We start from the raw sequence: 13203 nt of genomic DNA, 5'->3' as shown, positions 1-13203 counted from the left end.
TGCAGATGAAAAAAGGTGATATCCATGTTAAGACGTCATAGATTCGGATTGAACTCTGCGGACGCTCAAAAATAACGTTAAAAAGAGCCTGCAGTTGCAAGCATAATGGGTGCAGCTATTTGGTATGACTATGTTAGTACAGAAAAGCACAAAACATCAAAGAATCCAGGCTTATTACAAGCAGCTATTTGGTGTGACTATGTTAGTACAGAAAAGCACAAAACATCAAAGAATCTAGGCATATTACAAACACTCATATTAGAGATATATGGTGGTTAAGGATATATGGTGGTTCCACGTCAAGGGTCTGGAGAAAGCCTTAATGCGGAAACCACCTGTGTTTTTGGAGGTTAAATCTTAAATACATCGGGTTTCACATGACTGGTAAGCATACCAGTAGTTAAGTTGTAATCCCTCATGGAATTATTTTTTGAAATCAGGCAAAGACTCTGAAGCAAGGCATTGTTTTTCTGAAACGGTGGCGTCGAGAATTATCCCTCAGCCAGATCTTTTTATTTTAATTTATGAGGCTTTTGAGGCTCATAATTTTCGTGTACATAATGCTTATGGTGATCACATTCGTGGCAGCAACAATCATGAACTACATCATGCTCATGTTCTTGTTCTCCATAACCATGCTTCCTTATATGGTCGTGTTTATGGTGATGATCATTCCCGTAGTGCTCGTGTTCTTCGTGGTCATTTTCTTCTTCATGATATTCTTCCTCATCGGCGTGGTGATGCTGCTCACGGTGATGTTTCTGTCCATGATGACAGTCTTCATCTTCCTCATCATGTCCTTGGTGATGATCGTGTCCTTGGTGATGATCGTGTCCATGGTGATGTTCATGATCATGGCTGTGTTTGATCTGCTGAATCTCTATTCCCATTTTTTCAAATGTTTCTTGCACTGAACTGCTTACTGCATTTTTAAGAACTTCTTTTTCGACTTTTGAAACCGCAGAAAGAACTTTAAATGTCGGGGTAGCTCCATCATTCGATTTGAAAAGATCTTCTTGCGGCTCTTCGTTATATATTGTAATGCTCTGTTTCACTGTTTCTGATCCGTTATCGAGGAAGAGCTTAATATGCCCCAAAAATTCCGGATTAAGTTTAAGGGCCTTTTCTTTTATTTTATTCATTATTTCAGTTGTAATGATTCTTGCAGTTTCCTCGCTAAGGTCTCTGCCGCCTTTTAAGGAATACTCTACAGAATAACTGCCAACGGTATGCTTGAAAGAATCGCCATGATTATATGGAACATTTGAGGAGTTCTCTTCAGAACCATCAACTCCACAGGTGTCGTTTGAGTTTTCAAAATCCTGTTGTGTGGGTTCGGTCTCTTCCTCTGTCTTTTTGGTTTTATTTGGAATATCCTTTACTCCTGGAAGAACCAGTTGTATGAAGTTTTCAAACTTTTCTCCGGTGTCTTTTCCTGAAAGTAAGACTACCTTGGCTGTTGGGTTAAGTTGCTGGACTGAAACTTCAAGAATGGGGATCTGAAGTGAGTCTATAAGATCCACCTTGTTTATGCCCAGAATCTCAGCGTCTATGATTTGCCTCATGGCGAAATCCTTTATTTCTTTCATCAGGTGTTTGAAGCGGCTGCCGTCGATCAGAGTTACCAGGGGAGCAACTTTAACTTCTTCACCTAGGTTCATTAGCTTGAATTCGTTTTTAATGGAGTTTGGAAAAGCAATACCTGTAGGTTCGATCATCAGGATATCGGGCTTATACTCTTTCATGAGAGTATCGACTGTTGTTCTCAACCCCATTTTCAGGGTACAGCATATACATCCGCTTGTGATCTCTTTGGTATCAAATCCGAATTTCTTAATTATATCCCCATCAATCCCTATTTCTCCTATCTCATTCACAATGATGGCAATTTTTTTTCCTTTTTCTGCCAGGTATTTACCCATATTAATGACAGTTGTGGTCTTCCCGCTTCCCAGGAAACCACCAACAACAATTACGTCCATTTTTTGTCCTCTTTTTCTTCCATTTTTTACTTGCTGTTTTTTATCTTTATGAGAAACCTAAATCTCCGCAATTTTTTATGGGAAATTTAAACTTTTACTTCTCTATCTTCATAGTATATTTCTTTATCTCTAATTTGGTATGTATAAAAATATTTTTTAACGGCTTAATTATCTTTTTTATTAATATCCCTAATACTTTTTTGGTATAAGGCAAAATTATTGCAACTATTCTGGATTTTTTGTATTATGCAGTTCTTTATGTCAAAATCAACTCCTGATGTATCTGGGTGCTACTCTGTATGATTTATATCTTTTCTCTATTCTCTAATTTTTTTCTCTTCTCTTTCTGTCTACCATTTCATTCTTTCATTCGTGTATTTCTTTCTAATTTTGGTATTAATAAAAAATTTATTGGTATATGCCCAAATATTTCTGTGATACAGATGCTTGGATTCTTAATTATTGTCAAAATGCAGTAAGCTGGATCACATTGCAGTATGTTAGTAAGCACTGAAAAAGAAAAATATCAGGGCTGTAAGTGTATCGATATCCAAGCATGAACTCAAAAGAGCAGAAATAGAAAACAGAACTGAAAAATTAAAACTAGCGAAAATCAAAACTGTAATACGTGGCGCAAATACAATATCCGCAATACTATCCGAAATTTACTCAGGATCAGACTTGATTGGAGCCGGATACTTTGAAAGAGGAATCTTTCTTAAGAACTGCACTCTAATTCTTAAGAACTGCACTCTGAAATGTGAAGCAGAAAGTCCACAAACTTCAGTTCACGGGCTTTCCTCTTTTTTTCGTTTATTAATTGTTTTTATTTTCTATCAGAGTCCTGCAACGGTCAGGTTTTCCCATTTGAATCTGTCGTCAGGGCAGGCATGCAGGCAGCGCTGGCAATTTGCTCCGTCACAGAGGTCGGTCCTTATTTTCACAAGCCCGCTGTCCTCCGTTCTAAGAGCTCCGTTAGGACATACCTTTACACATTTCTTGCAGCCCTGGCAATCCTCAATGACCATGGTAAGGTAGGTCCCGACTTTTTCGAGCACTTCAAGTCCTTCTTCTCCAAGTTCCGGAATATCCCTTTCGACCTGGCGGTCGATTTTCAGGATAGTTGAAGGTTCGCTGATCATCGGGAGTTTTTTCTTTTTCAGGAACTTCTGGAGCATCTTGAATGCCATACCCTCGTTCCAGTAGGCAAGTTCCAGCAGATAAGCTTCCTTAAAGGCTTCGGAGGTTGCAAACATCACATGCGTTCCCACGATTTCCTTTGCAATTGCCTGCAGTTCCCAGAGCCTGTCTTCGGAAAGCAGGATTTCCCTGGCAACGGTCAGGGAGGTGTTTCCGATCTGGGAGACATAATTAGCATTGTACGGGATCATTCCTACCTGGTGGGCTTTTGCAGCATCCATGTAGGTCCCGGCAGCTCCTGACATATGGGCTACCTTGAGGTCTTCCATTTCAATGCCAGCAGCTGCACAGAGCGTAATGTGCCCTGCCCGGAGGGCTCCTATGGCTCTTCCGGCAGCGATAAGGTCTTTTTCGGTGAACTTTATCCCGTTCTGGAGGTAAATAATTTTTTCAGGGGTCTGAATTTTCGGAAGAACTATCAGTTTGTTCCTCATCCCGGCTTCGATTAGGGCAATAACTCCTGTCCCTGTGATGCCTTTTGCAGTGACCTCTCCCTTTTCCACAACCTCTCCGGTCTTAGGGTTTACAAGGTCTCCCATGGTTGTTTTCATGTCTCTGTCGAGCACATAACAGCGCAGGTTCTCTCCTTCAAATTCGACGTCACAGATTGTGTGCGGGGAGGCAATGGATCCGTATTCGATTTCCTGTCCTTCGAGAGCAGGTCCGGCAGCAGCCGATCCGGTGTAAATAATCCCGTTTGATTTCAGGGCCATTTCGGCGTTTGTCCCGTAGTCCGTAGCGATTGCGACTTCATCGCTCTCAACCATGCCTGCCTTAACTATAAGGGCAAGTGCGTCGGCTCCGACCTCGTGTTTAATGGCAGGAGGCACAAACAATTTGCAGTTCTTAAAATCTTCAAATCCCACAATTTCAGCAAGAGGGACTACCCTGGAATCTCTGTTCTGTTCTTCAATGTGATACTTCTGCTTCTTACGCTCGCCTGCGTATGCCAGGTCTTCGATAGGAATTCCCTGGAAGATAGAAAGCTGGATAGGGTTTCCGCAAATTGAGAACTTCTCCATCTCTTCGGGCTCTACTCCGAGTTCCGTAAGGATATTTTTGACCGCTGTTGCTGAGAGTCCATGAGCTTTGTCAAGTCCGTAGTGGATTGCGAAGTCAAGGTGGTCCATTACATTTGCTCCCGGCAGAGGGTTCCGGAGAGTTATCACGGTTTTCTTAATCTCGCCGCTTTCCAGGTCAATTTTCTGGGCCCTGAATCCGCTTGTGCCCAGGTCAATTGCAACTCCTGTTCTCATATCTTAACCTCCTCTAAAAAAGTTTAAGATTTACTCAACTGAACATACTTAGCTTAGTTATCCCAGAATTTGTTAATTTGAATAAATTCAATAAGTGTCGTAATGAATAAGCTGCCCTTATGGGTTTTACTGAATCCCTTGCCCGGATCGAATCTTCTGAACTGACAGCCTGTTAGAGGCCTGGTTTCGGATTTCCTCATCTCTAAGAGGACCCTTCCTGGCAAAGTTAAGGAAAATATGAACAGGGACAGGATATCCCGGAGTCCTGATTACTTTAGAGCTCCGGGATCTGCCCGTAGAAAAATAAAGGGTTTTTATGCGTTTTCAGGCGTAGAATTCGTTTCTTGCTTCGACCATGGCTTTGATGTTCTCGAGAGGGGTCATGGGTGCAATACCACAGCCCGGGGCGAGTACATCTACACCGTCTGCAAGAGCCTGCTTGGATTCGGCTTTGATCTTGTCAACAGGTCCGGGTAGCAGGGTGAAGGGACTGGAAATGTTTCCTATTAACCTTGCTCTGGTTCCGATGACTTCCTTTGCCTTCTTTACGCTGCCGATCTTTTCTTCAACGCTGAGACCTTCAAAACCGCAGTCTGCCATGTAGCTGAGGATTGGGTTTACGTTTCCGCAGACGTGAAGAACAGTTACGCTGCTAACGCTGGAGGAGAATTTCTGTAGTCTGGGCTGGAGGTACTGCTTGAAGGAATCAGGGCTCATAAGGTCAGGGGATGCTACAGGGTCTGCAATAGCAATAATGTCTGCACCGGCTTCTACCATGGCGTTTGCATACGCAATTGAAGCTGCGGTTGCGAGGTCAAGAGACTGTTCGAAGAGATCAGGTTTTTTAATGGACCATTTCATGAAGGATTTTACACTTACAAGGTCGGATGCGACTGTGATAGGACCTTCCATCCCGCCGATGATTGGCACGTCAGGGCCTACTTTTTCCCTGATGATCTTGATTGCTTCGAGTACTGCCGGAATTCTTCCTTTCTGCAGGAGGTCTGCAGGCACGGCTGCACCATCAAGGGCTTTGGGGAAGGGGTGACCGGTAACTGAGGGCTGCCTGTTCTTGGTACCCATGTTGATCTCACAGCCCATGGCTTCGACAAGGACAGTAAGGCAGTAGGGGACCCTTACTGCTTCAAGTCCGCTGAGCTCGTAGTTGGCGAGCGCCAGCTTTGCCATCAGTTCAGGGTTGGTGTGGGCTTCAGGCCAGGGAGCGCCGACTTCGTCCATAAGTTCTACAATTCCGGTCTGGGTCACGGAACAAACAGGTACTTTGTCAACAGGTTCGCCTTTCACGGCGGCTAAAAGTCTTGTTTTGAGTGTGAATTCGCTCATATCGGTCATACCTTTTTTACTTTTATCTTAGTACATATATTTTTATTGCAATTTTATTGTCTACTTGACAATATTATATAGACCTTTTCAATCCAAAATGTTTCATACTCCAGACTAGAGTATCCGGTGTTCAAAACATATTAAAAAACTGTAGTTTTTACGGGTAAATGGGGGCAGATAGTGCCTTCTGTATCACCTTTTTTGTCTCATATGAGCAGGAATGAGAATATTGGCCGTAAAAACAATTCTCAAGTCCCTCAATTGGGATGGGATGCGGATATTTTTTTAGTTATCAAATTATAAAAAATAATTGTCAGGAATTTTTCTTTGCCTTTTTTTTAATAAATCTCTTGATAAATTTTCACCCTATTGTCCAGCGTCCTGTCTCTTCCCGTTCCTTTCCGTCTTCTGTTTTTCTACTATCCTGTTCCGGAACAGGAAAGGTTTTATTAAATCCCTTCCTCAGATAATTGATAATTTCGGATTATTTTTCTGCATTCAACATGCTCGCAACGTTAAGTTTCTTATTCTTGCGTCGCATTGAATTAAAGGGGATTCGATGAAAAAGGAGCTGGATGAAAATAAAAATCAGATATGCTCTCCTCAGGGCGACGAACATTTAATTTCTTACTCTGAATTCCTGCAGAGGTTAGGTGTAAATGAAAACGGGCTCAGTGAACAGGAAGCTGCCCGCAGACTCAAGGAGTGCGGTCCAAATGTCCTTGAAGAAAGCGGAAAAGAAAGTATATTTAAGAGATACATCCGGCAGTTCCGTAACTTTTTCTCCATCCTGCTGACCGTAGGAGCTCTTCTATCTTTTCTTGGCGAATACCTTGACCCGGGGGAGGGAAATCTATATATAGGAATTGCTCTTATCGGGGTCGTTTTCCTTAACGGGACTTTCACGTTTGTGCAGGAGTACCAGGCTGCAAAGACAATGGAAAGTTTCCGACAGCTTCTGCCTCCTCATGCAAAAGTCTTCAGGGACGGAAAGGTGAAGGACATCCTGGCTTCAGAGCTTGTTGTAGGGGACGTCATCTTGCTCGAAGAAGGGGATAAGGTCCCTGCAGATGGGCGTTTGATTGAGACCAATGCCCTGAAAGTGGACAATTCCGCCCTGACCGGTGAGTCAGAGCCGCAGTTGCGCTCTATTGAGTGTACTCATGAAAATATGCTGGAATGCCGGAATATGGTCTTTTCCGGAACTCTTGTACAGAGCGGAAACGGTAAAGCCATTGTTTTCGGAACCGGCCAGGATACGCAGATCGGAAGCCTGGCAACGCTTACGGAGCAGACCACCTCCGTGGACACCCCTATTCGAAAAGAACTCAACCATTTCATAAAGATCATTTCAGCAATTGCGATTTTCCTGGGAATTACTTTTTTCCTGCTCGCATTTTTTCTCCAAGATATCTTTCTCGCAAGCCTCATCTTTGCCATAGGAATCATTGTTGCCAATGTCCCAGAGGGGCTCTTGCCTACAGTTACGCTTGCCCTCAGCCTTGCTTCCAGAAGAATGGCTACCCGGAATGCCCTTATAAAGCAGCTTGAGTCCGTAGAGACCCTGGGCTCGACTACTGTGATCTGTACGGACAAGACCGGAACCCTTACCCAGAACAGGATGGCAGTAAATTCTCTTATCCTGGGGTTTGAAAGTCTGGAACGGGAAAAACCTTCCAGTCCTCAGGAAGGCGGTGAATCGGGTTCAAAAGAACTTACAGGGAATCCCGGCTGGGCTCCGGAAAAAATCCCTCCTGTTTTCATAAGGGTTGCAGGGCTCTGCAATAACGCAAAGCTTTACGAAGCTCCTCCCGGATATACTGGCGACCCGACCGAAGGGGCACTTCTCGTTTTTGCAAACGGTTTCGTAGATGTAAAAGCCCTCCAGCGCGAGTATCCGAGGCAGGAAGAGTTTCCTTTCGATTCTCTTACCCGGAGAATGGAAGTTGTCTGCCGCACTCCCGAAGACAAACTTGAGGTCTACCTTAAAGGCGCTCCTGAAGTTGTTGTGCAGATGTGCGGGTCGATTCTGGAGTCCGGAGAAATCCGAAAACTGGATGAAGCCGGGCAAAAAGAGCTTCTTGGCAGACACCTGAAGCTGGCAGAAAAGGGAGAAAGGATAATTGCCCTCGCCTTCAGGCAGGCCGACGCCCAGAAAGAGTATACCGGAGACTTCATTTTCCTTGGCTTCATCGGGATTATAGATCCTCCGCGTCCTGAAGCCAGAGAAGCTATTGCAAAATGCCACGCAGCAGGGATCAAAGTTGTTATGATAACAGGTGACCACCCGGTTACTGCAGAATCAATAGCGAGAGACGTAGGTCTTGCAGCATTCGGGACACCTGAGATCATTACCGGAGACGAATTGAAATCCCTTTCCCGCACAGAGCTTGCATCGCGGCTCAAAAATCCGAGCATTGTTTTTGCCCGGACCTCCCCTGTACAGAAACTGAAAATTGTACAGCTCTTTCAGGCTGAAGGCGAGATCGTGACCATGACCGGCGATGGGGTAAACGATGCTCCTGCGATAAAAAATGCCGATATGGGGGTCGCAATGGGCAGCGGCACGGATGTGGCCCGCGAAGCTGCCGACATGGTACTTCTTGACGATAATTTTGCTACGATAGTAAACGCTGTAGAAGAGGGCAGGACCGTTTTTGATAACATAAAAAAATTCATTGCTTACATCCTTACAAGTAATATCCCCGAGATCCTGCCGTTCATAGCCTTTGTTCTCCTTTCAATTCCCCTTCCTATGCCTGTCCAGCTTATCCTGGCAATCGATCTCGGGACTGACATCCTACCTGCCATTGCACTGGGGGTGGAGAAAGGGGAGGGAGATATTATGAAGAGACCTCCCAGGCCACGGGATGAAAAATTACTGACCTCTCAGGTGCTTTTGACATCCTACGGGGTGAAGGGACCCATAGAAGCTGCAGCAGGTTTCTTCTGTTATTTTGCCGTACTTTTTGGAGGAGGCTGGACTTACGGCGAGCAGCTTGCAAACAACAATCCTATTTACATGCAGGCAATAACCGCTTTCTTCTCAGCCATAATTATCTGCCAGATTGCTAATGTATTTGTTTCAAGAACCCGGTTCCAGTCTGTCTTTTCAATGGGTTTTTTCAGCAATCGCATGGTCCTCCTGGGAATTGCAAGTGAACTCCTGATTCTTGCCCTCATTATCTGGAACCCGGTTGCTAACCTTATCTTCAATACCGCTCCCATTGACTTCAAGTACATGCTGCTTGCCGTTCCTTTTGCAGTTTTCCTACTCGGGGTCGATGAACTCAGGAAGTATCTCCTGAGAAAAAATGTGAGCTGGGTAGCCAGATTCTTTAAATGGTGATCTGGCTTGAAGGAAGCTGATATAGAATAAACCATGACCCTGGGCTGGAACGGTAGCTCAAGGAGACTAAAGAGAAGGTTAAGGAGAAGGTTAAAGAGAAGGTTAAGGGGAAAACTAAACAAGAAAGCTGAATGGGATAATTGAACGTGAAAAACGAAATAGAAAGCTGAACGAAAAAGACGGAATTGAAAGCTGAACGTGAAAAACGAAATAGAAAGCTGAACGGAAAAGAAGGAATTGAAAGCTGAACGGAAAAGGCGGAATTGAAAGCTGAACGGAAAAGGCGAAATCGAAAATTTATGATTTTGAAAGTAAATTCTGTGTAAAAGTAATTTTGTGTTATAGTTAATATTTTTGGCAAATTATTGTCTTGATTCTTATCGAATGTATTTTTTGGTAATATGCTTTTTTGCTTCTTTTTTTAAGTAATAGAGCTTTATTTTTTCCTTATATATGTCCAATCAGGTTAAATTTTTATACTATGTGTGTGAAGTATTTATATATTTATCATCTTAAGCTTGCCTTCTACAATTATTTTATATCCCTTATTCAGTTTTAACCCCTCCGAGTTTAGAATATGAATGTGAGTAGAAAAATTCTTGTTATTATCTACATAATTTTTGCTCTTCTTACTTCAGTCGTTATTTTTGCATCACAGAACATTCTTGACTCAAGTTTTTCCGGTCTGGAGGAGAAAGAAGCAATTGAAAATGTGGAAAGTGTACATAATGTAATTGATTTCCAAATCATACAGCTGGACGAGACAAGCTCCGCCCTGGTTTCAAGGGAAGATGTCCGGGCTTTCATGGTAAGTGAGAATCCGAAAGATCTTGGCGGAACTTTACTCACCGATCTTTTTACCCTGAGCGGATGCGACTTTGTTTTTTTTGTCAATAGTTCGGGGACTATGATATACTCTCAGGTCTCTGACTCAAAAAATGCCAGTGATGCTTCCAGCGACTTAATTATCACTGAAATAGACCAGAAGATCAATGAGGGAGACCTTCTCTGCAGGGAGAGGCTGAGTCCTTTAAGCGGGATACTCCTGTTGGAAAACGGGCCTGTAATTGTTTCCTGCCGTCCTGTGTCTGCAGCACTCGATAACAGCAAAATGATCGGAACAATTGTCCTGGGAAAGAAGCTGGATTCCGATTTCGTTGATTCAATCCAGAAAATTACGGGAAATCCGGTTTTACTTTATGGGCCTGATAACGCGCCTCCTGAATTTGAGCATGTTTTTTCAGAAAATGGAAGTGAGAATTTCACACAGCTTGTAGATGTAGAAGGGGACAGGTTGGCAGGTTATTTTATCCACAGGGACATTAACGGAAACCCAACCATCATGGTTAGGACGACTGCCGACAGGAATATCTATGAGGAAGGCAGGAAGTCCCTCAGGTATATAGTTCTCTTCCTCCTGTTTTCCGGCCTCATGGTCGGAGCAGGTTGTAAGTTCCTTCTTGACAGGGAGGTCGTATCCCGGCTTGTTGCTATCGATTCTTTTGTAGACAGGGTGGGAAAGGATGAAGATTTCTCGGCACACTGTATTATGGAAGGGGATGACGAACTCTCAAGGTTGACTGAAGGAATAAACCGGATGCTTGACCGCCTGAGGTTGAATTCCGATAAGGTTAAAGCTCAGGAACATGAGAAAAAAGTTATTCTCAACTCTCTCAGCGAACTCGTGATCTTTATGGATCTTGAGTTGAAAATCGTCTGGGCAAACAGGGCTTCTCTTGACTACGCAGGCCTTAAACTCGAAAACATTGTTGGGCACAGCTATGAAAAACTTTCCCCTATTTCCGATGCGGTTTCCGGAAGAGCTCTTGCACAAAAAGCGCTTGAGTCCGGAAATGAGGAAACAGGAGAGGTAGTTACCCCCGACGGAAAAATCTGGACGATCCGTATGAATCTGATAAAGGATGAAGACGGAAAAGTAACCGGGTTCCTGCAAACAGGGCTTGATATTACGGCACACAGGCGTTCCGAAGAGAAACTGCTTCAAGCAAAATTGGAAGCTGAGGCAGCCAGCTGTACAAAGAGCGAGTTCCTTGCCAATATGAGCCATGAACTGCGGACGCCTCTGAATTCCATTATCGGTTTTTCGGACATCCTGATCGAGAGAGTTTTTGGGGAACTGAACGAAAAACAGCTGAAGTATGTTAATAACATCTCTGGAAGTGGAAAACACCTCCTGGGGCTTATAAATGATATTCTTGACCTCTCTAAAGTAGAAGCCGGAAAAATGGACCTGCACTACAGTGAGTTTACTGTTGACTCGGTTTTCGAAGAGGTGAAATCCACGCTCTTCCCTCTTGCCCAGGCTAAATCCCTTGAAATAAACTTTGTGGTAGGGCCGGATTTCGGAGACATTCAGGCCGACAGAAGCCGGCTTATTCAGATCCTCTATAATCTTGTAAGCAATGCGATTAAGTTTACCCCGGAGGGGGGTAGAGTCTCGGTCTACTGCAAAAAGAGCGGAAGCAGGGCTCTTTTTTCCGTAACGGATACAGGAATCGGGATTTCTTCTGAGGACCAGAAAAAACTTTTCCAGCCCTTTACCCAGATCGATTCCTCCTCAGCCAGGCAGTACTGCGGGACTGGGCTCGGGCTTGCTCTGGTGAAGAAAATTGTAAATCTACACAAGGGAGACATCTGGGTTGAGAGTGAACTTGAAAAAGGCAGTACTTTTATGTTCACAATTCCCCTCACAAAGCCTCCCGAGTCCCCAAAGGCCGACACAAAGGGCATTGAGGACGTAATGCTTGAGTTTGAAATGAGTAAAGCAGCTGCCTTCTCCGCTAAAGAGTGTGAGGAAGCTTTAAAGGAAGAACTCGAGCTTCCGGAAATCCTTCTCCCTGAAAATAGGGAAGCTCAGAGTCTTGTGCTTGTAGTCGACGATGACATAAATTCCAATGAACTGATCTCAGTTGTTCTTCGGGAAGCCGGGTACAGTACAGCTTCCCTGCATAATGGAAAAGATGTTTTGGAAGTTGCAAAGAAACTTAAGCCTGATGTTATCACTCTGGATGTTTTACTTCCCGATACCAGTGGCTGGAATGTTCTTAAACAGCTGAAGAGCGATCTCGATACGACAAGCATCCCAGTACTTATTATTTCAGTTACAGATAACAACGAGCTGGGAGTTGCCCTCGGGGCAACTTATTCCTTTACAAAACCGGTAAGAAGAGTCGAACTACTGGACTCCTTAAGAGAAATCACAGGTAAGTTCAGTTTCGACGAACCAAAGGTTCTTATCATTGACGACGATGAGAACGCGGTGGAACTGCTGAGTTCAATGATTGAATCCGAGGGCTTTGAGATAGTAAAGGCTTACAGTGGGCAGGCAGGTCTGGACAAGCTCTTTTCCGAGCAGCAGCCGGATATCCTCATCCTCGACCTGCTGATGCCGGAGATAAGTGGATTTGAGATCATTTCCCGTCTGAGAGACGGGGAACAGACAAAAGATATTCCTTTAATTGTCTGTACTGCAGGCGAGTTTACCGAGAAGAATATTGAAAAACTGAACGGCGAACTTAAGGGTCATCTTATTTCTATTATGAAAAAGGGCACTTTCGGAAGAAAAGAGTTAATTAATAGGATAAAACAATTAGCTATGCTGAAGAGGCGTGAAGATGAAAGAAATTCTTATTGTCGAAGATAACCCTATGAACATGGAATTGATCCTGGACCTTCTGGAGTTTTACGGACACCGTGTAACCGAAGCAGAGGACGGGATAAAGGCTCTTGAGCGCCTTGCTGAGAAAAAGTTCGATATTATCCTCCTCGATATGCAACTTCCTAAAATGGACGGGCTTGAGGTTCTGGACAGAATAAAAAAGAACCCTGCGACTGCGGATATTCCTGTGATAGCTGTCACAGCCCATGCCATGAAAGGAAGCGAAGAACACTTTATCGAAATGGGATGCGTGGATTATATCTCAAAACCCATAGACATCCACAGGTTCAGATCCCTGATCGATAAATATCTGGGAGAATAAAGGGAAGGGTACAGAACCGCGATCGGAAACCATATTTTCAATCTAAAGAGCTTTAAAATCTGGAGAAAATA

6 protein-coding genes are annotated in these 13203 nt (G+C 43.9%); 3 read left to right on the top strand and 3 right to left on the bottom strand.

The genetic code is table 11. The annotated features are described in order from the left end of the window. Positions 1-512: 512 nt before the first annotated feature. The 3 genes from MA_RS22910 to mtaA form a co-directional block, all read right to left on the bottom strand. A complete protein-coding gene (locus MA_RS22910) occupies positions 513-1982 on the bottom strand; it encodes a GTP-binding protein (RefSeq protein ID WP_011024260.1) in 1470 nt (489 codons plus the stop codon). An 836-nt stretch (positions 1983-2818) separates the two neighbouring features. Then, positions 2819-4438 carry a methylamine methyltransferase corrinoid protein reductive activase gene (locus MA_RS22905; RefSeq protein ID WP_011024259.1) on the bottom strand — a complete coding sequence of 540 codons (1620 nt, stop codon included), beginning with the start codon at positions 4436-4438 and terminating at the stop codon, positions 2819-2821. A gap of 324 nt (positions 4439-4762) precedes the next feature. Next, positions 4763-5782, bottom strand: a complete 1020-nt coding sequence (mtaA, locus tag MA_RS22900; protein WP_193589539.1) for a methylcobamide:CoM methyltransferase MtaA — start codon at positions 5780-5782, stop codon at positions 4763-4765. A 559-nt stretch (positions 5783-6341) separates the two neighbouring features. Between mtaA and MA_RS22895 the strand changes: the two genes are divergently transcribed. The 3 genes from MA_RS22895 (at position 6342) to MA_RS22885 (ending at position 13132) form a co-directional block, all read left to right on the top strand. Next, complete coding sequence (locus MA_RS22895; RefSeq protein WP_011024257.1) at positions 6342-9131, top strand: cation-translocating P-type ATPase; 2790 nt, start codon at positions 6342-6344, stop codon at positions 9129-9131. Between the two features lie 577 nt (positions 9132-9708). Further along, positions 9709-12795: a response regulator gene (locus MA_RS22890; RefSeq protein ID WP_011024256.1), complete on the top strand. Its 3087-nt coding sequence runs from the start codon at positions 9709-9711 to the stop codon at positions 12793-12795. Next, positions 12767-13132, top strand: coding sequence for a response regulator (locus MA_RS22885; protein ID WP_048065974.1), 366 nt, complete (start codon positions 12767-12769; stop codon positions 13130-13132). The genes MA_RS22890 and MA_RS22885 overlap by 29 nt, the downstream gene beginning before the upstream one ends. The last annotated feature ends 71 nt before the right edge of the window (positions 13133-13203 follow it).

Source organism: Methanosarcina acetivorans C2A (assembly GCF_000007345.1).
Taxonomy (GTDB): domain Archaea; phylum Halobacteriota; class Methanosarcinia; order Methanosarcinales; family Methanosarcinaceae; genus Methanosarcina; species Methanosarcina acetivorans.
The sequence above is the reverse complement of the archived record's forward strand: the minus strand, read 5'-3'. Positions and strand labels throughout refer to the sequence as shown.